Origin of the sequence: Chryseobacterium sp. CBSDS_008 (assembly GCF_049959325.1) — a bacterium.
In the GTDB taxonomy this organism is placed as follows: domain Bacteria; phylum Bacteroidota; class Bacteroidia; order Flavobacteriales; family Weeksellaceae; genus Chryseobacterium.
Window position 1 is genome coordinate 3,513,068 of record NZ_CP188202.1, and the last position, 20,450, is coordinate 3,533,517.

Consider the following 20,450-nt stretch of genomic DNA (forward strand, 5'->3'; position numbering starts at 1 on the left):
TTGATTTTTGGATTAATTTTTTACCAAAAGTCTAAATCCTTCTCCGTGAACGTTGATAATTTCCAATCCTTCGTCGTCTTTTAATAACTTACGAAGCTTCGCAATATAAACGTCCATACTTCTTGCGGTAAAGTAATTTTCTTTTTTCCAGATCTTTCTTAACGCAAGATCTCTCGGCATGAAATCATTTCTGTGGATGCAAAGAAGTTTTAACAATTCATTTTCTTTAGGAGAAAGTTTGTATTCTTTATCTCCTACTTTCAACTGTCTCAGCATAGAGTCGAAGAAAATATTGCTGATCTTGAACTGCTCCTGCTCTTCATTTTCCAAGGTAGAACTTCTCTGAAGAATAGCCTTGATTTTGTATAAAAGCAGCTCAGTATCAAATGGTTTTGTGATATAGTCATCAGCTCCTAACTGATATCCTTTCAAAATATCTTCTCTCATATTTCTTGCGGTAAGAAATATGATCGGTGTATTTTTATCAATCTTTTTTACATCTTCAGCTAACGAAAATCCATCTTTTTTAGGCATCATTACGTCAAATATGCAGATGTCAAATTCATTTTCTGTAAATTCTTTAAGTCCCTGCTCTCCGTCAGTGGCAAGAGTTACTTCAAAATTATTGATGGTCAAATAATCTTTAAGCACCGCCCCGAAACTCTGATCGTCCTCTACTAATAATATTCTGTTGCTCATAATTTTAATAATTAATAATTAACAATTAAGAATGAACTTCCTCACTCTATCTTCTATTTTGATATTTGGTTAAACTTTATCATTGATGAATGATAAATGATAGTTGATTTGAAAGACATCTTTTTATCATTGATCACTTATCATCTGTCATTTATTTTTCTAGCCCATCGGGAGTTTTATCGTGAATGTACTTCCTGTTCCTTTATGGGAATCTACGATAATTTGTCCTTTATGGAGTTCTACAATTTTCTTAACGTAGGAGAGGCCTAATCCCTGTCCTTTTACGTTGTGAATATTTCCGGTTTCTTCCCTGAAGAATTTTTCGAAAATTTTGGTTTTATTCTGGGTATCCATTCCCATTCCTTTATCGGAAATTTCTATGACATACCAGTTTCCTTCATTTCTTGTTTCCACATGTATTTCCGGTGCTTCAGGAGAATATTTATTCGCATTATCCAGTAAATTGACCAGCATATTCGAAATGTGGAATTCGTCTATCTTAAAATTATAATGGGTAGCATTGAACTTCTGCGTAAGCGTTCCGTTTCTCTGCTGTACAATCAGGTTGAAAGATTCTGTAGTTCTTTTGATTAATTCCCTTACATTGGCTTCTCTTAAAAACAGTTCTACCTCATTTCTTTCAAGTTTAGACATATTAAGAACATTTTCCACCTGCTTTTTCATCCTTAAATTCTCCTGTTTTATCAGTTCAGAATAATATTTTACTTTATCCGGATTGGTGGCAATTTTGTCATTGGCCAATGAATCTGTTGCTACAGAAATGGTTGCCAGTGGTGTTTTAAACTCATGGGACATATTGTTGATGAAGTCTGTTTTTACTTCAGCAAGTTTCTTCTGCCTCATCATATAATTGATGGAAATGATATAAATCCCAAGAATCGTAAGCAGAGAAAGAAATGTTCCTAAAAGCATCGGCCAGTTATTCATCGCCAGAGAATATTCTTTTTTAGGGAAAACAAGGGCAAGACTGTATAATGTATTTTTCTTATCTGCAAAAAGAGGAAAGCTGTACGTATTGCTGTCTTTCTTTTCTTTGTAAGCCTTATTGGCAATGCTTGTAAGCTTGTTATTTCTGTCCAGAACTCCATATCCGAACTTGGCAGTTATTCCTCTTATTTTAAGTTCTTTGGCGATAACAGAATCAAGCGTTTTCGGATCCACCCTTTTGGTGATAGGAAGGTTGTTTCCATATACTTTAACAAACTCTTTCATGGAGTAATCTCCCGTTTCAATCTCCTGATTAATGTCTGTGGTAAGAAGTTCACGGTTGGTGGTATCTCTTTTTATTTTATAAGCAGCCTCGTCTGTATATAAAGTGGTCAGCTTAATAGAATCTCCTTTTTGGGAAATCGGGAGCTGTGTCTTCTCAATAATGTTTTTGGAATAAATAATCTGTCTTTGGGTACCAGAGTCCTCAACCTGCTGAATCGTAGTTAAAGACGGCTGCTTGCTGTTGGCGATAATATTTTTTCTGAAATCCTTATAATCCTGGTTCAGATATTTATCGGCCTCAATTTCTTCAATACTTTTTGAAGTACTTTCCAAAACAGCATATACTTTATTAGAAAAATCCTGTTCCAGTACACCGTAATAGCCTTTCAACCAATAAAATTGGAGCGTCACGAAGACAATCAGTGAGATCGTCATAAACACTGAAATTATTGGGATGAATTTGTTATTCATTATTTAATTATATATGTTTTGAAAAAATGAATGTTAAAATTAATTGTTTTAAGACTTCATAAACAAAAAACGAGCCAAAAAATTGTTTTTTTTATCTTAAAAGAGTGTTTTTTAACAATTATTTATGAATTATCCTTTACTTGTCATATGAAAAGTCCTTTCAACAAATTAAAGTGCTAACTTTATTAAAAATAAATATATATGGAATCTAGTATTATTTTCAACAAAGATTTTGACGCTCCCAGCACATATGTCATGAAGATTTATAAGGCTGATGTTTCAACAGTGTGGAACCATTTTACCCAGGCCGGGTTATTGGATCAGTGGTGGGGTCCCAAGCCATGGAAATGCGAAACGATAAGTCAGGATTTTAGGGAGGGAGGAATATGGATGTATACCATGGTAGGCCCAAACGGTGAAAAAGGACCTATGTATGCCCAGACTCAGTATGGAGAAATTACAGAACACAGAAGTCTCGAATGGATGAGTGGCTTCTGCGATGAAAATGGAAATATCAATGAAGATTTTCCAAGGTCAAAATGGCTTATCGGTTTTACAGGAGTAGAAGAGGGAACAAAAGTAACCATTAATATCCATTACCATTCTCCTGAAGTGATGAAAAAGCTCATGGATATGGGATTTGAAGAAGGATTTAAAATGGGATTAACCCAATTGGAGGAACTCATTGGATAAATCTGAAATTATAAAATAAACGATTAATAAAAGAATCCGGATCTTTCCAAGGAAAGATCTGGATTCTTTATTCCATATTGAAGATTAGCTCGTCGGTGATTGACTTCCAGCCTCAATCTCCCTGCTTCCAGCCTATATAAGCTCTTCCTCCTGAAAGTACTGGATAATTGCCTTTTTCATCAGCAAAGTCTGCTCATTAGGTTTTAATTCTGGAAGTTCTTCCAGGCTTTCAAACTGTGGCCATCCGTCTTCATAGTGGGTAAATTTATAATACCCAAAAGGTTCCAGCAATCTGCAGACTGCAATGTGAATCAGGTTTACCTTGTCTTCCTTCGTATATTTTTGCTGGCCGCTTCCCAGCTCCTGTAACCCTATCAGGAATAAAAGGGTCTCAATGGGCGGGTTCTTCTCTGTCTGAAAATTGTCTTCGAAGAACTGTTCTATTTTTTTCCAGTATTCGGACTCGTTCATATAATTGATAAATGATGATTGATAATTGATAAATGATAAAGTTAGCTCTTTAGCATTTTTCTATAGGAAGAAGTTACTTTCAGTATTTCTTCGGTTTTTGTTTTTATATCTGTTACAATTTCTTTTTGAACATATTCCAGTTCCTCTAACATTTCAAGCCAAAACAAAGTTTCATCAGTTTCTTCAATCACGATAGATATTTTAGAAAATCGTTCAGCTTTTGATCTTGCTCTGCACATAGCTCTATAATTAGCAGCCATAGAAGTAGAAGACCGGAATATTTGTTTTCTGATTTACAGAAAAAGCTTCATTATGCGGAAGTTTAGAAAATTCTTTAATGATCATGATGGCTAGCTGCTTTGTTTTAAAAGCGAAAATTGTATTATAATCCGGGCTATCCATCATTTATCATTTATGAATTATCATTTATCTTTAAAAGAAACGCATATTCCAGCGCATCTTCTTTTAGGGATTCAAATCTTCCGCTTGCGCCTCCATGTCCGGAGCTCATATCTGTTTTGAAGACTAAAATATTATCGTCTGTTTTTAATTCTCTCAGTTTTGCGGTCCATTTTGCTGGCTCCCAATACTGTACCTGGGAATCATGAAACCCTGTAGTGATCAACATGTGCGGATAATCTTTAGCTTCCACATTATCATATGGAGAGTAGTCTTTCATATAATGATAATATTCCTCGTCATTTGGATTTCCCCATTCGTCATATTCTCCGGTAGTTAACGGGATTGTATCGTCTAACATCGTTGTAACAACATCCACGAAAGGAACCTGCGCTACAATTCCGTTGAATAACTGAGGCTCGTAATTAACCACAGCACCCACCAACAGTCCGCCGGCACTTCCACCCATCGCATACATATGTTTGGATGAAGTATAATTTTCCTTGATTAAATATTTTCCGGCATCAATGAAATCGAAGAATGTATTTTTCTTGAATAACATTTTTCCGTCTTCATACCATTCCCTTCCCAGATATTCTCCACCGCGGATATGAGCGATTGCATAAATAAATCCCCTGTCCAGAATCGATAGCCTTACATTTGAAAAGCTGGCATCTACAGTATGGCCATAACTTCCGTACCCATACAAAAGAAGCGGAGTATCTGCCGATTTTTTGGTATCTTTATGGTATACCAAAGAAATAGGAACTTTCGTCTTTCCATCTCTTGAATCTGCCCAGATTCTTTCTGAAATATAATTTTCAGGGACAAATTTTCCGCCCAGGACTTCCTGCTGCTTCAGCAGTTTTGTCGTTTTTTCCTTCATGTTGTACTCATATGTAGAACTTGGCTGTGTAAGAGAAGTATAGCCGTAACGTAAAATCTCTGTATCAAACTCCAGGTTGATTCCAATATAAGCTGTATACGTTGGATCAGAAAAAGGTAAATAATAAGACTCCTGAGTTTTCTCATCAATGATTTTGATCTGAAGCAGGCCTTTTTCTCTTTCCTCAAGGACCAGATAATCTTTAAAGATCTCAAACCCTTCCAATAAAACTTCGGGACGGTGTGGAATGACATCTACCCAGTTTTTCATACCACAGTTATCAATTTTTGTTTTTACAATCTTGAAATTGATCGCGTCATCAGCGTTGGTAATGATATAAAATTCATCCTCATAGTGTTCTACCGAGTATTCAAGGTCGTCTATTCTTGGCTGGATCACCGTCCATTCTGCAAATACATCATCAGAAGGGATAAAGCGGTGCTCATCAGAAATAGTGCTGGAGCTGGCAATGAAAATGTATTGTAAAGATTTTGTTTTAAATACGTTTACATCAAAAGTTTCATCCTCTTCGTGAAAGATCAGAACATCGTCCGCTGAATCTGTTCCCAGTTGATGCCTGTACACCTGAAATGCGCGCAGGTTTTTGTCTTTTCTGATGTAAAAAACATGCAGATTGTCATTCGCCCAAACTGCTTTTCCTGTTGTATTAGGAATCGTATCAGGAAGGATTTCTCCGGTTTTCAGGTTCTTAAAATTAAGCGTATAAATTCTTCTTCCTACATCATCTGAAGAAAAAGAAGCCAATTCATTACCAGGGCTTACCGCTACACTGCCTACTTCAAAAAACTCTTTGCCTTCAGCCAGAATATTAACGTCAAGTAAAATTTCCTCTTCATTATCAAGACTCTTGTGCTTTCTGCAGAAAATAGGGTATTCTTTGCCTTCTTCATAACGCACAATATACCAGTATCTATTAAAGAAATAAGGCAGGGACTCGTCATCCTTTTTATAACGTGCCTTCATCTCTTCGAAAAGCTCTTCCTGAAGAGCTTCTGTATCTTTCATGATGAATTCCTCATAAGCATTTTCTTCTTCAATATATTGGATAACTTCAGGGTTTTCCCTTTCATTCAGCCAGAAATAATTATCGATCCTTTTATCGCCGTGGGTTTCTAATACTTTTTCTATTTTTTTCGCTTGTGGAGCTTTCATCCGGATATTTTGATTTTTTATTGAGTAAAATCTGTCATATACTTTTCTTTTGAAAGTATGTGATTTACGCAGATATCATTCAATGTTAATTTTTGTTCAAATTTAGGTAAAAAAAAACCATCTTCCCTTTATTGAAAAGATGGTTGATGGTATTTTTTACTGTAAAGACTATTTGTGTAGTGCTTTAATATACTTTTCCAGGGCCATTGTCATGGAAGGAGTTTCCTTCGTTGGCGCCATTAAATCTACTTTTAATCCTGCTTCTTCTGCGGCGGCCAAAGTCGTGTTTCCGAAAACTCCGATCTTGGTTTCATCCTGTTTGAAGTCAGGGAAGTTCTGTTGTAGCGATTTGATTCCCTGCGGGCTGAAGAAGATCAGCATGTCGTAATCTTTGACATTGATATCTGTAAGGTCGCTGCATACGGTACGGTACATAATCGCTCTTGTCCATTCTACATTAGATGCAGCCATGGTTTTTACAATATCCGGACTTAAAACATCTGAAGATGGAAGCAGATACTTTTCAGTTGGGAATTTTTTGAAAAGAGGAAGCAGATCTGAGAAGTTTTTCTCCCCAAAGCTGATTTTTCTTTTTCTGTACACAATATGTTTTTGAAGGTAGTTGGCAATTGCTTCCGACTGGCAGATGTATCTCATCGTATCCGGAACGGCAAAACGCAGTTCCTCTGCTAATCTGAAGTAATGGTCAATCGCATTTTTACTGGTAAAAATAATACCGGTATACTGCGTCAGATCTATTTTCTGTGTTCTGAGCTCTTTATTGTCAACCCCTTCGACGTGGATAAATGGACGGAAATCAATCTTTATTTTTTCCTTCTTCGCTATATCCAAATATGGAGAAGACTCACTAGGCGCTGGTTGAGAAACCAATATAGACTTTATTCTCATCATTGACTTTTATTAAAAAAATAACAACTTCCAAAGCAATAATAATGGTGCGATTTGGAGGGTGCAAATATACAAAAATTTATAATACCATTTCTCCGGAAGGATCTTGTTCTTGTGAAATAAATAGAAAAAGACTTTGAAAATGAATACAAAAGAAAAGAAGCAGACATAATATAAAAACATTTTATTTCTGTCTATAGGGAAGTAATAGTGGGTTACACAAAGAATTATCAGCAAAAATGAAAGAATGAAATAGAATTTTGTGGAGGTAAAATAGAAAATTGTCCATTTTTTCCCGTCCCCTATACTTTGGTAAAATAAAAAACCTAATGCTGATTTTATGACATAAAAAAACAGTACAGCCAACAAGGTATACCCGAATTTATTGAGCTGATACCCAAAAAGCTGAAGAACGGCAATATATTTCGGTACAACAGGAATGTACTGTGAAATTAATACAGACAAGGTAAGTGTTGTGACACAGGAAGTGGTAATCCAGCTGGGAAGGTTATTGCTTGCATCAAAATATTTCTGAAGCAGAAAATCCTTGAGGCTGGCATCCCTTTCTATGACGTTCATCATAAAAACATATAGAAATATACAGCCCACAAGAATGAAGATTACCCAATCATTATTTTCAGGTATTCTTACGTGATTGATGAAGTGTTGTGATGATGGCAAAATTTAATTTTTTTATTTATTATCTAACTTCAGAATACAGCCGGCACAGATTTTCCTGATACCCCATCCATAACTCTGCAGTTAAAATATTTGCTCCCATCGATTTTACGTATTGTTCAGATCTGTTGAATAAAAGTTTCTGTTTCATGCGCTTAATCCCCGAGAAATATTTTTGCAAAATTATAGATTATTTTGTATAAAATAAAAAGGTTAAATAAACTATCTTTGCAAACTGAAATGAAAAAACTCGTCATCATCCCGACCTATAACGAAAAGGAAAATATTGAAAATATTATTTCCGCGGTTTTTGCGTTGGAGGATGACTTTCATATCTTAGTAGTGGATGATACTTCTCCGGATGGTACAGCAGAGGTTGTGAAGGAGTTGCAGAAGAAACATCCCCATTATCTCCACTTGTCGGTAAGACACGTGAAAGATGGGCTTGGAAAGGCATATATTCATGGATTTAAATGGGCCATCGAAAATAATTATGACTATATTTTTGAGATGGATGCCGATTTTTCACATAATCCGAATGATCTGCCAAAATTGTTTGAAGCGTGCATCAATGCTGATATGGCAATTGGATCCCGTTACTCAAAAGGAGTAAATGTAGTGAACTGGCCTATGGGTAGGGTATTGCTATCTTACTTTGCATCCAAATATGTAAGGTTTGTACTGGGACTTCCAATTCATGATACCACAGCCGGATTTGTCTGCTTTTCAAGGAAAGTTTTGGAAGAAATAGGCCTGGATAATGTAAAATTGAAAGGATACGGATTTCAGATAGAGATGAAATTCAGAGCATTTAAAAAAGGTTTCAGCATTGTAGAAGTTCCTATTATATTTACCAACAGAATTTTAGGAGAAAGCAAAATGAATGGCGGAATTATCCATGAAGCTGTTTTCGGAGTACTGAACTTAAAATGGAAATCAATCATCAACAGATTATGAAACTGATGAAAAAGCTAATCTTTATTTTCGTTTTGCTGTTGCTGTTTTCGTGCAGTGATTATATTGATAAGCCTAAAAATCTGATCGATAAAGATATGATGGCAGAAATTATTGCCGATCTTGCGGTCAATGATCAGGCTATTTATGTATATCCTGACAAAAATATGGAAGCAGGTACAAGAGCTGTGCTGAAGTCATACAAGGTGAAACCAGATGATTTTGTAGACAGTTTCAAATACTATGTGATTAAAGAAGAAATGGATGGGATTGCCAATGATGCACAGGAACTCCTGCTGAAGAAAGATCCCAAAGCAGATAAATATGTAAAGGATAAACTGAAACAAAACGGAGCTGTGTTACCTTTGGTAAGATAAATGGCACTGGAGAGTTTAATCCTACAGGAAATCACTGATAAAACAGTGCATTAAAAAAGTATAGAGATGAAATTTTTTAATATAGAAAAAACCTCTGAAGGAAAAGCAAGAGCAGGGGAGATTACCACAGATCACGGGAAGATTCAAACTCCTATTTTTATGCCTGTGGGAACTGTAGCCAGTGTGAAAACAGTTCATCAGAGAGAATTAAAAGAAGACATTAAAGCCCAGATTATTCTGGGAAATACTTACCACCTATACCTTCGTCCGGGCATGGAAACGATGCAGGATGCCGGTGGTTTACATAAATTCATGAACTGGGACCTTCCTATCCTTACCGATTCAGGAGGTTTTCAGGTATTTTCACTGGCGGGAAGCAGAAAAATGACGGAAGAAGGTGCGAGATTCAAATCTCATATCGATGGAAGTTATCACATGTTCTCCCCGGAAAGATCAATGGAGATTCAAAGACAGATCGGAGCCGATATTTTCATGGCTTTTGACGAATGTACTCCTTATCCGTGTGAGTATAACCAGGCAAAATCATCCATGGAGCTTACCCACCGTTGGCTGAAAAGATGTATTGAATGGACTAATGATAATCCTGAATTATACGGACACAAGCAAAGGCTCTTCCCTATTGTTCAGGGCTCTACCTATTCTGACCTTAGAAAAATTTCTGCAGAAGTAATTTCTGAAGCAGGAGCCGAAGGAAATGCCATCGGAGGACTTTCCGTGGGAGAACCTGAAGAAGAAATGTACAGAATCACTGATGAAGTAACAGACATCCTTCCAAAAGAAAAGCCAAGATACCTGATGGGAGTAGGAACTCCATGGAATATCCTTGAGTCTATCGGACTGGGAATTGATATGATGGATTGTGTGATGCCGACAAGAAATGCAAGAAATGCAATGCTTTTCACATGGCAGGGGGTAATGAACCTTAAAAATGAAAAATGGAAGCGTGACTTTTCGCCTTTGGATGAATTTGGAACCAGTTTCGTAGATCGTGAATATTCAAAAGCGTATCTTCGCCACCTGTTTGTATCTAAAGAATATCTGGCAAAACAGATTGCTTCGATTCATAATCTGGCATTCTATCTTGATTTGGTAAAAGTAGCCAGAGAACATATTATTGCCGGAGATTTCTACGAATGGAAAAACTCTGTAGTACCGGTTCTTAGACAAAGACTGTAAAAGAATATGCTTAAAATTGTAGACAGATATATCATTAAAAAATACCTTGGAACTTTCAGTTTCATGCTGGTATTATTGTCTATAGTCGTATTGGTAATTGACGTTCAGCAAAAAATTCCTAGGATAGAAAATGCCAAGGCCATTGATCCGAAACTGGATCTGACCTATTTCCTTATCCATTTTTATCCCTTCTGGATCATCAACCTTGTGGTGACTTTCCTTTCCATTCTGGTATTTATTTCAGTAATTTATTTTACTTCCAGAATGGCAAATAATACGGAAATTGTTGCTATTATCAGTAGCGGAGCCAGTTTTCACAGGTTTTCCAAACCTTATCTGGTAACCTCTATTTTTATCGGATTGATTGCCCTTGTGGTATACCATATGGTTCTGCCATGGGCCAATATCAAGAAAAATGAACTGGAAGCATATACCTATAACGCGGCCAATAAAGAAAAGATTTTAGGAACAGCTCCGGCTTCTTCACAGTTGAGTAAAACAGAATATATCTTCGTTGACTCCTGGAACAAGAGAGAAAAACGAGGCTCCAGTTTTGTCTATCAGAAATATGATAAAGACAGAAAAATGATCTACGAGCTGAAAGCAAGTGAGGTATATTGGGACAAGGCTAAAAAACAGTTTGTTCTCAATAACTATCTGGAAAAAACAATTAATAAAGACAATACCGAAAAACTCGGTAACGGAATAGAATTAAGAAAAAACTACGGGCACTCTCCGGAAGAGCTGTTTCCTAACGAGCTTTTGGGGCAGAATAAAACCACTCCTGAACTTCTGAAATTTATTGAAAGAGAAAAAGCAAGAGGAAACAGTAATCTGAATTCTTACCTGAATGAGCTCCACCAAAGAACCTCAATGCCTGTTTCGATCATTATTCTGACATTCCTGGCGCTTTCCCTGTCATCTCAGAAGAAAAGAGGAGGATTGGGAATCAATCTGGCAATAGGGATCTCGCTGGCCTTTATCTTCGTGTTTTCATTTGAAGCCTTAAAAGTAGTTTCAGAAAATAAAAGTTTGTCTCCGGCTGTAGCCATGTGGCTGCCTAATATGGTGTTTCTGCCGCTTACTCTTTATCTGTATATCAAAAGAGCCAATCAGTAAAGCAATTTTACTTCTTTGTGATAAAAAGAACGCATTCCGTCTTCCAGCTCAATCCAGAGCTCACCCTTTTCGTCTGCATTTCGGATGATGCCATTTTGTCGCTCTTTTTCAATTTCAAAAACAGATACCTGATCCTTTCTGAAAAGGTTTTGATTAAATCCATCCAGAATTTCCTGGTCGGAAGGAATGTTTTTAAGTTTTCCAGACAGAAATTCATGAAGATTTAAAGCAAGGTCTTCCAGGTCAAATCGGGTTCCTGTCTGTGTCAGAAGCGATCCCGCATTGGATATTTCATCAAAATTTTCCTGAAGGACGTTGAGTCCGGCTCCGATGATAAAATAATTATTTTGATTAATCTTTTTCTTTTCTATTAAAATTCCAACGATTTTTTTACCTTTAAGGATAATATCATTCGGCCACTTGATTTTTACCTCTGAGTCAGACAATTTGGCAAGGAAATCCCGGATTATCATTGCGGTATAGTAATTGAATATAAAGTCGGAGCACAAGATGTTCTGAGTATTCACTGCCAGCGTATAAGCGATGTTTTTTCCGGCAGTCTGAGTCCAGGTATTTCCATACTGACCACGGCCTTTTGTTTGATTAAAAGTATGCAGTCCTACAAAATTTGAATTTCCGTAAAGTAAAAACTTTGATATTTCGTCATTAGTAGAAGAACATTCCTTCAGGTAGAAGAGTTGGCTCATTTAAGAAAACTTTAAGACATTAAGAGGGTAAAAGTAAGGTTAAAGTAAAGAAAAAACAATAAATTTGCAGATTATAGTATTTTTTTAATGAATAAAACAGCAGAAAAACAAGCGTTAATAGATAAAATCGTTGAAGCTATCCAGGATGTAAAAGGGGAAGACATTATGATCTTTGATCTTTCCAACATCGAAAACTCCGTAGCAGAAACGTTCGTGATATGTAGTGGAAACTCAAATACACAGGTTGCTGCATTGGCAGGAAGTGTAGAGAAAAAAGTAAGAAACGAACTGCAGGACAGACCTTGGCACGTAGAAGGTACTGAAAATGCAATGTGGGTACTGGTAGATTACGTTTCAGTGGTGGTTCATATATTTCAAAAACAGGTACGTGAGTACTACGACATAGAAGAGCTTTGGGGTGACGCAGTCATTACCAGAATTGAAAATGAATAATAAAAATTTTAAAAAGTCTAAATGAATAATAAAGGATTCAACTGGTTCTTTCCTATTGCAATCATAGCTCTTTTGCTATTCTTTGGCTCCAATTTCCTTGGAGGTGATGCCGCAAAATCTATTGATGAAGATGGTTTCTTTAGAGAAATGCAGGCGGGGAAAGTTCAGAATATAATTATATACAAAGACATAGAGAAAGCTGATGTTTTCCTGACAAAAGAAGCAAAATCGGCAATGGTCTCCAAGGCCGGGAAAGAAAACAACCCTCTTTCTGCTTTCGAAATGGCACCTAAAGCAGATTTCTCTGTAAAATATGGAGATCTTCAGCTTTTCCTTCAGAAATTTGAACAGATCAAAGCTACCAGCCCGGTCATTAAAACAACCAAAGATTACGGTACAGGAAAAAATGCGTTGATGGATATCTTAATTCCTGCGCTGGTTTGGATTTCTATTCTTGGATTATTCTACTTCCTTCTTTTCAGAAAGATGGGTGGCGGCGGAGGTCCTGGCGGACAAATCTTCTCCATCGGAAAATCCAAAGCGAAGCTTTTCGACGAGAAAGAAAGAATTCAGGTGACATTTAAAGATGTTGCCGGATTGGAAGGAGCTAAAGAAGAAGTTCAGGAAGTTGTAGATTTCTTGAAGAACTCTGAAAAATATACAAAACTGGGAGGTAAAATTCCTAAAGGAGTCCTTTTAGTAGGCCCTCCGGGAACCGGTAAAACATTATTGGCAAAAGCCGTTGCAGGTGAAGCCAAAGTTCCGTTCTTCTCACTTTCAGGGTCTGATTTTGTTGAAATGTTTGTAGGAGTAGGAGCTTCCAGAGTAAGAGACCTTTTTGCTCAGGCTAAGGCAAAATCTCCGGCGATCATCTTTATTGACGAGATTGATGCTATCGGTCGTGCAAGAGGGAAAAATAACTTCTCCGGAGGAAACGATGAAAGAGAAAATACATTGAACCAGCTTCTTACCGAAATGGATGGTTTCGGAACCGATGTCAATGTCATTGTAATGGCGGCCACCAACAGAGCAGATATCCTTGATAAAGCTTTGATGAGAGCAGGACGTTTTGACCGTTCTATCTATGTAGACCTTCCGGAACTTCATGAAAGAAGACAGATCTTTGATGTTCACTTGAAAAAAATCAAGCTTGATGATAATGTAGACAGAGATTTCTTAGCAAAACAAACTCCCGGATTCAGTGGGGCAGATATTGCGAATGTTTGTAACGAAGCAGCATTGATAGCAGCGAGATATAACCATACTTCTGTTACAAAACAGGACTTCCTGGATGCGGTAGACAGAATTATCGGTGGACTTGAAAAGAAAAATATGGCCATCAAGCCATCTGAAAAGAGAAGAGTTGCTTATCATGAAGCAGGACACGCTACAATCTCTTGGCTGGTAGAACATGCATCACCACTTTTAAAAGTAACGATTGTTCCAAGAGGACGTTCTCTGGGGGCAGCATGGTATCTTCCGGAAGAAAGACAGCTTACCACTACTGAGCAGATGCTGGACGAAATGTGTGCAACATTGGGAGGTAGAGCCGCAGAGCAGGTGATATTCAATAACATCTCTACAGGAGCACTTTCTGACCTTGAAACAGTAACGAAGAGAGCTCAGGCAATGGTGACAATCTATGGATTAAGTCCAAACATTGGTAATATTTCTTATTATGACAGCTCAGGCCAGTCTGAATATAATTTCGGAAAACCTTATTCTGAAGAAACTGCTACTAAAATTGATGCAGAGATCAAATTGATCATTGAAAATCAATATGACAGAGCAGTAAGGATTCTTGAAGAGAATAAAGATAAACTTGATGCTTTGGCCAATAAATTACTGGAAAAAGAAGTGATCTTCCGTGAAGACCTGGAAGAAATTTTCGGGAAAAGAGCATGGGATCCTGAATTGACAGAAAAGCCGGTTACCAATACGATTCCTGAAAAAGATCAGCCGGTAGCAGTAGAAGCACCGCAGATTAAAGAAAAAGAAGAAGAAAGTGAAATTCAGGCTCCAGAAAGCCCGACACAGCTTTAAGACTCTTAAAAATAGAATTATTAAAAACCTGACAACCTCAAATTGTCAGGTTTTTTCATATTTAAGGAGATATTTTGGACACTATTGTAATTTATTTTCTATTTTTGTATAAAGTTGACTAAAAATAGATTAAGTTGAATTTATTCAAGAGGATTGTAAGCAAACTTACCAACCAGCCTGAAGAAGAGGACAAACAGAGCCTGGAAAAACTTGGGGATTCGCTGAAAAATGCGGATCTTGACTATAAGTTTGCGCAATTATTTACGCATTCAGGGGGATTTTTTAATTATTGTGCAGATGAAGCGGAGGCTCTACAAACTTTGAATCAAATTATCAAAATAGAAGGTATCCACAACCTTTTCTGCTGGGATAAAGAACTTCAGAACTTTTTGAACGTTGTGAAGACACCGTATACTTCAGAACTGCAGCAGTCTAATGATGCCGCATTCATTACCTGTGAATACCTGATCGCCTATGACGGCAGGATCATGCTTTCACATAATAATATTCTCCATTATCACTCTTCAAGGCTTCCCGATAAAATTATCATCATTGCCAATGTTTCTCAGATTGTAAACAACCTGAATGATGCCATGGGGAAAATAAAAAGAAACGGAAATATCAAGAACCTTACCTCCATCAGCGGCAGCCAGTCGAAAATGGACAGTTCTTCGAATTCCAATACAAAACTGTTTTTATTGCTGCTTGAAGATTAAGCAACCACCTCTAAATTATAAATTTTGGACAAAAATCTCATTCAAAGAACCCTATCAGGTATCATTTATGTAGCCATCATTATTCTTTGTTCAACTCCGCTGGGAGCACAGCTGCTGAACAGCATTGCGCCCGGCCTTATCAAACAACAATATCTTTATCACGGCTTAATGAGCTTGCTGCTGGTTGTAGGAACATGGGAATGTGTCAAAATCATGAAGTTTGGAAACGGATATGAAAAATGGGTGGTCTATCCATTGGTTATTTTTATATTCTACATGTTTTCCAAAAGATATTTTAACCACGATTTCTTTTTTGATTTCAGGCTCAGTGAAATATTGGCGCTGGCCCTGATTGGAATTGCTGTGGTGACTCTATTCAAATATCCTAACGAATTATATTTCGACAGCGGGAAACTTATTTTTACCGTTATCTACGTGGCGCTCCCGTTTAGTTTTGCATTGGGGCTGCCCAAGTTCTCCAGCTATAATGAAAGTTTCTCTCTGGAGGTGCTGTTTCTGTTTATTCTGATCTGGAGCAGTGATACCTTTGCCTATCTGGTAGGAAAATTCTTCGGTAAGCATAAAATGGCTCCCAAAATTTCTCCTAAAAAAACATGGGAAGGATATGCAGGAGGTGTTGTTCTAACATTGGTTTTATCTTACTTCATTGAACATTACCAGCCTGAATTAAGAGGAAACTGGATGATCGTAGGATTTTTGATTGCAGCCTTTGCTCCATTAGGAGATTTGGTAGAGAGTCAGCTGAAGAGAAACTTCGGTGTGAAGGACAGTGGAAACATCATTCCCGGACATGGAGGAGTATTAGACAGACTGGATAGTTTTATTATCTGCGTTCCTGTCGTATATTTGTACTTTATTTTAGAAAAATTTATTTAGTCTCATGAAATTACATAGAGAATCAAAAGGAACGATTACCGTTGCGACCATACTTTTTATCATTCTGGGCGTTTTAGCGATTTATTTCCTTAAAATATGGTCCCTGCTGATCATTATGCCTTTGTTGGTTATTTACAGTTTAATATTCTGGTTTTTCAGAGTTCCAAACCGTGATATTCTTGACCACAGAGAAAACGTAATTGCTCCGGTGGACGGGAAAGTGGTAATGATCAAAGAAGTGGAAGAAAATGAATTTATAAAAGGGAAAGCTATCCAGGTTTCTATCTTCATGTCTCCGCTGAATGTTCACATCTGCAGATATCCGGTTTCAGGAGAGGTGATTTACAAAAAATATCACCCCGGAAAATACCTGGTAGCATGGCACGAAAAGTCTTCTACAGAGAATGAAAGAACAACTGTAGCCATACAGACTTTAACCAACCATAAAGTAGTGTTCAGACAGATTGCCGGCTATGTGGCAAGGAGAATTGTTTTCTACTGTAATGAAGGTGATAAGGCAAAAGCCGGACACGAATTCGGATTTATCAAGTTCGGTTCCAGAATGGATGTATTCCTGCCTTTGGATACCGAGATTATCTGTAAGATCGGTGATATTACCAAAGGAGGTCTGGATGTAATTGCCAGAATGAAAGAAAATTAAAATTCTTATTATAAAGAGAAAGTAAAAGAGAGCCTTTAAGCTCTCTTTTTTTATTTGATGAGAGGTAAGTCCATTTTGAGCGTTTGAGTTTAAATACACATGAGTAATATTGCATATCGGGAGATTAAACCTTTTCGGTTTGGATCAATAATTTGCATGCTTAAAAAACACAAGCTGGTACTGATGCAAGGTAAAGGGTCTATTAACTCTCTCAAAAATTGAATTCCATCTTATAATATTAAATTTAAGTAGATTGTAGCTGGAAAATCCACAATGATAAAGTTTTTAAAGATGGTTCCGGTACGATTATTTTATATAGCTCTTAATCTCTTCTGTCAGATTTAATATAAATTCTACAGGGAGATCTTCTTCCATGTCAATGAGAAGGATTTTAAACTTCTTTCTGCCTTCCTGAATCAGTTCAGGATAATCCAGCCTGTCCCCGTGGTAAAAGCTGATGTAATGTTTCCTGTATTTTTTGCTGTAATAAAAGTAGCACAGCATTTTCTTTCTGTATTTGATAAAGGGAAGACCGAAGCTGAATGTTTCTGTAATGTTTTCCGGATCTGAGGATAAAATAGTGTCACGCAAAAATAAAAGAGTACTTCTTTCAGGCTCTTCGATTCTGTAGAAATACTCTTGTATAGGGTTCATTTTAAATCAAATTAAAATATCAGTCAAAATTTTGAAGTTCAACAAGCTTGTGATACATTCCTCTTTTTGCAATCAGGTCATGATGTGTTCCCTGCTCTACAATATCACCTTTTTCCATGACCACAATCCAGTCTGCTTTCTGAATGGTTGACAGACGGTGGGCAATTACCAGAGAGGTTCTGTTTTCCATCATTTTCTCAAGGGCATCCTGTACAAATCTTTCAGATTCCGTATCCAGTGCAGAAGTTGCTTCATCAAGAATCATGATAGGAGGGTTTTTCAATACTGCCCTTGCAATGGAAACCCTTTGTTTCTGGCCTCCGGAAAGCTTATTTCCATCGTCTCCGATATTGGTATCATATCCTTCGGAAAGATTGGTGATAAAAGAATCTGCATTGGCAATTTTAGCTGCTGCAATCACTTCTTCTTTAGTGGCATCAGGTTTACCCATCAGGATGTTATTGTAAACAGAATCGTTGAATAGTACAGATTCCTGTGTTACCATTCCCAACAGCTGACGGTATTCCTGTAATTTTAAATGCTTGATATCAGTTCCGTCAATCAGAATTTCTCCTTCCGAAACATCATAGAACCTTGCCAAAAGGTTGGCAATAGTTGTTTTACCGCTTCCGCTCTGACCTACTAAAGCCACTGTTTTTCCTTTTGGAATCGTTAAATTGAAATTTTTAAGGATCAGATTCGCTTTATCATAGTAGAAACCAATGTTTTTGAACTCAATATTATTTTGAAGGGTGGTAATAGAAACAGGCTCTGCTATTTCTTCAATTTTTACGTCTGCATCAAGAATTTCCAATACTCTTTTCAGAGAAGCTTCACCTTTCTGTACATTGGAAATGGCTGTAGATAAACTTTTGGCGGGAGGTAAGATCTGGAAGAACATTCCTAAAAATACAAGGAAATCAGCAGGAGAGATGCTCTGCTCAACAATAATTTGTTTTCCCCCATACCATGCGATAATCAGGAAGGTAATAGAACCTAAAAATTCGCTCATCGGCGAGGCAAGTTCTTTTTTTCTTCCCAGGCTGATAGAACTTGAGATCCATTTGTTCATTGATCTCATGAATCGGTTATCCATGATTTTTTCAGCATTGAAGATCTTGATTACTTTTGAAGATTTCAAGGTTTCATCTACAATAGAAAAAATGGTTCCCATTTCATGTTGTGCTTCGTGGGAATCTTTTTTCAGGCTTTTTCCTACCAAGGCAATCATGGTACCCATAACAGGCAATACCAATAGTGAAAAAAGGGTCATTTCCGGGCTCAGGAAGAAGAGGGTAACCAGGGTACTGATCAGCATAAAAGGAGCATTGATCAGCTCGATCAAACTTCCTAAAATATTTCCTTCCACTTCTCCTACATCATTAGACATACGGGACATCAGATCTCCTTTTCGGCTTTCCGTAAAGAATGAAACCGGTAAAGAAAGAATTTTTCTGTACATCGCTCCGCGAAGGTCTTTGGTAACCCCCACACGGTAGTTGATCAGCAAAAATGATCCAAAATATCTGAATGCATTTCTCAGTAAGAACATAAAGGCCGTAATGATACACAGCCATGCAAGAACCGTTAGTGCTCCGTATTGGTCTACCAGAGTTTGTACATAATAGTTGGAATATTCCTTCAGATAAGAGAAAAAGTCAATAATCTCACCTGAATAAACCGGTGGCTTTTCGTATTTCTCGGGTTTTATAGTGCCAAAAAGCATTCCTAAAACCGGTAAAATGGTCCCTAAGGAAGCAATCTGAAATACAGAATACAGAATGTTGAAAAACAAACTTCCATAGATATATTTTTGATGCGGTCTCGCGAACTTTAAGATTTTTTTATATTCGTTCATTCAATGGAGAAAATTGGATAGCAAAATTACGTAAAATTAAAAGATAAGACGTTCTTAATCCCGTTTTACTTTAATGGATATGTTTAAGAAATTGCCTTTTTGTTACAAACACAGGATTTTTATGAATTATTTTTGGAACAAAATAAACATAATTTTATATAGGAACAGAAGGTAATAGAAAGAGTTGTTTAATAGGAAAAACCGCTTATTCAGCGGTTCTTTTTTATAATGGTTTAATTAAAATTGTACCTGATCATTATATTTTGGGGCAAAATTTTTGGGATTTAATGTATCCAGTGTTTTTCCGAAATTATTGATGATCTGTGTCATATTATCAAAATCAACAATGTTAATATCATCATTTTCGTGGTGGTAATGAGAAGCTTTCGTCATGTCAACGGTAGAAAATGAGTGGGCAATAATTTTCTTTTTTACAAAGCTGACATTGTCCGAACGGTAGAACAGATGCTGTTTTGCATACGGGTCTGCATTGATTTTTAATCCGTTTACCGCATTTTTATTAAATAGCTCATCAAGATCTGAGAATCCGTCTCCTGTCATGTACAGTGCATTTTTACCCCATTGGGATTCTGTAGCTACCATTTCAAAATTGAAAAGAGCCGTCATCTTGTTATAAATAGGATCCAGATTTTTATCAGTTGAAATAGCCTTTGATCCCAGCATTCCCTTCTCCTCTCCATTAAAAGCCATAAAAACCATGGAGAATTCAGGCTTCTTGTTTTTAAAATAATCGGCAATACCTACAAGTGTGGTAATTCCGCTGGCATCATCGTCTGCTCCGTTGTAAATGTTATCGCCACTTTTATCACTGGTTCCGATGTGGTCAAAATGCCCTGAAAATCCAAGGTACTGATCCGTTTTGCCCTTTTTGACTCCGCAAACATTGTATGCTGTTTTTCCTTTATAGTCGAATGGTATGAGATAAGAGTTACCTGTACAGTATTCCAGGTTATTTTCTTTAAAAAGTGCAGCAATATAGTTTGCCGCATTTTCATTTTCCTGAGTTCCGATTTCACGGCCTTTCATTTCATCTGAAGCGAGGGTGGAAAGAACTGTTTTTACTTTTTCCCGGGAAACCTCCTGAGCAAAAGTAAATACAGAGAACAGGGATAAAGTAAGATACGTTAGCTTTTTCATTGTCTTTTATTAAAAGTTATATGATCTGTCATTTTTGATCAAAA

Annotated in this window: 21 protein-coding genes; 10 read left to right on the forward strand and 11 right to left on the reverse strand. The window is 36.9% G+C overall.

The features are described from left to right. Positions 1 to 12: 12 nt before the first annotated feature. Together ACP3T3_RS15895 and ACP3T3_RS15900 are read right to left on the reverse strand one after the other, a co-directional pair. On the reverse strand, positions 13 to 699 hold the full coding sequence (locus tag ACP3T3_RS15895; protein ID WP_002982671.1) for a response regulator transcription factor: 687 nt from the start codon (positions 697 to 699) through the stop codon (positions 13 to 15). A 159-nt stretch (positions 700 to 858) separates the two neighbouring features. Further along, positions 859 to 2,403, reverse strand: a complete 1,545-nt coding sequence (locus ACP3T3_RS15900; protein ID WP_426476794.1) for a sensor histidine kinase — start codon at positions 2,401 to 2,403, stop codon at positions 859 to 861. Between the two features lie 201 nt (positions 2,404 to 2,604). On the opposite strand from ACP3T3_RS15900, the gene ACP3T3_RS15905 reads away from it, so the two are divergent. Further along, a complete protein-coding gene (locus ACP3T3_RS15905; RefSeq protein ID WP_426476795.1) occupies positions 2,605 to 3,096 on the forward strand; it encodes an SRPBCC family protein in 492 nt (163 codons plus the stop codon). 132 nt (positions 3,097 to 3,228) lie between these two features. On the opposite strand, the gene ACP3T3_RS15910 is transcribed toward ACP3T3_RS15905, so the two are convergent. The 5 genes from ACP3T3_RS15910 to ACP3T3_RS15930 all read right to left on the reverse strand — a co-directional run bounded on the left by ACP3T3_RS15910 (position 3,229) and on the right by ACP3T3_RS15930 (position 7,615). Beyond that, the gene (locus tag ACP3T3_RS15910; RefSeq protein ID WP_129038643.1) at positions 3,229 to 3,567 is read right to left on the reverse strand and encodes a hypothetical protein; all 339 of its coding nucleotides are present in this window, start codon (positions 3,565 to 3,567) and stop codon (positions 3,229 to 3,231) included. A 41-nt stretch (positions 3,568 to 3,608) separates the two neighbouring features. Next, complete coding sequence (locus tag ACP3T3_RS15915) at positions 3,609 to 3,827, reverse strand: four helix bundle protein (RefSeq protein WP_426476796.1); 219 nt, start codon at positions 3,825 to 3,827, stop codon at positions 3,609 to 3,611. Between the two features lie 152 nt (positions 3,828 to 3,979). Then, the gene (locus ACP3T3_RS15920) at positions 3,980 to 6,025 is read right to left on the reverse strand and encodes a S9 family peptidase (RefSeq protein ID WP_426476797.1); all 2,046 of its coding nucleotides are present in this window, start codon (positions 6,023 to 6,025) and stop codon (positions 3,980 to 3,982) included. A gap of 168 nt (positions 6,026 to 6,193) precedes the next feature. Further along, a complete protein-coding gene (locus ACP3T3_RS15925) occupies positions 6,194 to 6,934 on the reverse strand; it encodes a uroporphyrinogen-III synthase (protein WP_426479980.1) in 741 nt (246 codons plus the stop codon). A 12-nt stretch (positions 6,935 to 6,946) separates the two neighbouring features. Then, entirely contained in the window at positions 6,947 to 7,615 is a 669-nt protein-coding gene (locus tag ACP3T3_RS15930; protein ID WP_426476798.1) for a DUF4271 domain-containing protein, read from the reverse strand. A gap of 237 nt (positions 7,616 to 7,852) precedes the next feature. Between ACP3T3_RS15930 and ACP3T3_RS15935 the strand changes: the two genes are divergently transcribed. The 4 genes from ACP3T3_RS15935 to ACP3T3_RS15950 all read left to right on the forward strand — a co-directional run bounded on the left by ACP3T3_RS15935 (position 7,853) and on the right by ACP3T3_RS15950 (position 11,259). Continuing rightward, positions 7,853 to 8,569 (forward strand): polyprenol monophosphomannose synthase, encoded by a 717-nt coding sequence (locus tag ACP3T3_RS15935; RefSeq protein WP_426476799.1) that lies wholly within the window; start codon positions 7,853 to 7,855, stop codon positions 8,567 to 8,569. A 5-nt stretch (positions 8,570 to 8,574) separates the two neighbouring features. Next, entirely contained in the window at positions 8,575 to 8,943 is a 369-nt protein-coding gene (locus ACP3T3_RS15940; RefSeq protein WP_426476800.1) for a DUF4296 domain-containing protein, read from the forward strand. Positions 8,944 to 9,009: 66 nt separating this feature from the next. Then, on the forward strand, positions 9,010 to 10,140 hold the full coding sequence (tgt, locus tag ACP3T3_RS15945; RefSeq protein ID WP_426476801.1) for a tRNA guanosine(34) transglycosylase Tgt: 1,131 nt from the start codon (positions 9,010 to 9,012) through the stop codon (positions 10,138 to 10,140). Positions 10,141 to 10,146: 6 nt separating this feature from the next. Beyond that, on the forward strand, positions 10,147 to 11,259 hold the full coding sequence (locus ACP3T3_RS15950) for an LptF/LptG family permease (protein ID WP_426476802.1): 1,113 nt from the start codon (positions 10,147 to 10,149) through the stop codon (positions 11,257 to 11,259). On the opposite strand, the gene ACP3T3_RS15955 is transcribed toward ACP3T3_RS15950, so the two are convergent. Then, positions 11,253 to 11,966 carry a biotin--[acetyl-CoA-carboxylase] ligase gene (locus tag ACP3T3_RS15955; RefSeq protein ID WP_426476803.1) on the reverse strand — a complete coding sequence of 238 codons (714 nt, stop codon included), beginning with the start codon at positions 11,964 to 11,966 and terminating at the stop codon, positions 11,253 to 11,255. The two genes, ACP3T3_RS15950 and ACP3T3_RS15955, sit on opposite strands and share 7 nt — an antisense overlap. A gap of 87 nt (positions 11,967 to 12,053) precedes the next feature. On the opposite strand from ACP3T3_RS15955, the gene rsfS reads away from it, so the two are divergent. From rsfS to ACP3T3_RS15980, 5 genes are all read left to right on the forward strand, one after another. Next, on the forward strand, positions 12,054 to 12,419 hold the full coding sequence (rsfS, locus tag ACP3T3_RS15960; protein WP_047097448.1) for a ribosome silencing factor: 366 nt from the start codon (positions 12,054 to 12,056) through the stop codon (positions 12,417 to 12,419). 21 nt (positions 12,420 to 12,440) lie between these two features. Then, a complete protein-coding gene (gene ftsH, locus ACP3T3_RS15965) occupies positions 12,441 to 14,462 on the forward strand; it encodes an ATP-dependent zinc metalloprotease FtsH (protein ID WP_426476804.1) in 2,022 nt (673 codons plus the stop codon). A 134-nt stretch (positions 14,463 to 14,596) separates the two neighbouring features. Continuing rightward, positions 14,597 to 15,178: an LUD domain-containing protein gene (locus tag ACP3T3_RS15970; protein ID WP_426476805.1), complete on the forward strand. Its 582-nt coding sequence runs from the start codon at positions 14,597 to 14,599 to the stop codon at positions 15,176 to 15,178. A 24-nt stretch (positions 15,179 to 15,202) separates the two neighbouring features. Next, positions 15,203 to 16,075, forward strand: coding sequence for a phosphatidate cytidylyltransferase (locus ACP3T3_RS15975; protein ID WP_426476806.1), 873 nt, complete (start codon positions 15,203 to 15,205; stop codon positions 16,073 to 16,075). Positions 16,076 to 16,079: 4 nt separating this feature from the next. Next, positions 16,080 to 16,736, forward strand: coding sequence for a phosphatidylserine decarboxylase family protein (locus ACP3T3_RS15980; protein ID WP_426476807.1), 657 nt, complete (start codon positions 16,080 to 16,082; stop codon positions 16,734 to 16,736). Positions 16,737 to 17,042: 306 nt separating this feature from the next. Here ACP3T3_RS15980 and ACP3T3_RS15985 read toward each other — a convergent pair whose 3' ends face one another. The 3 genes from ACP3T3_RS15985 to ACP3T3_RS15995 form a co-directional block, all read right to left on the reverse strand. Continuing rightward, a complete protein-coding gene (locus ACP3T3_RS15985; protein ID WP_426476808.1) occupies positions 17,043 to 17,390 on the reverse strand; it encodes a DUF1801 domain-containing protein in 348 nt (115 codons plus the stop codon). Between the two features lie 19 nt (positions 17,391 to 17,409). Beyond that, complete coding sequence (locus tag ACP3T3_RS15990) at positions 17,410 to 19,248, reverse strand: ABC transporter ATP-binding protein (protein WP_426476809.1); 1,839 nt, start codon at positions 19,246 to 19,248, stop codon at positions 17,410 to 17,412. Between the two features lie 237 nt (positions 19,249 to 19,485). Next, positions 19,486 to 20,406 carry a M28 family peptidase gene (locus ACP3T3_RS15995; protein WP_426476810.1) on the reverse strand — a complete coding sequence of 307 codons (921 nt, stop codon included), beginning with the start codon at positions 20,404 to 20,406 and terminating at the stop codon, positions 19,486 to 19,488. Between the last annotated feature and the right edge of the window lie 44 nt (positions 20,407 to 20,450).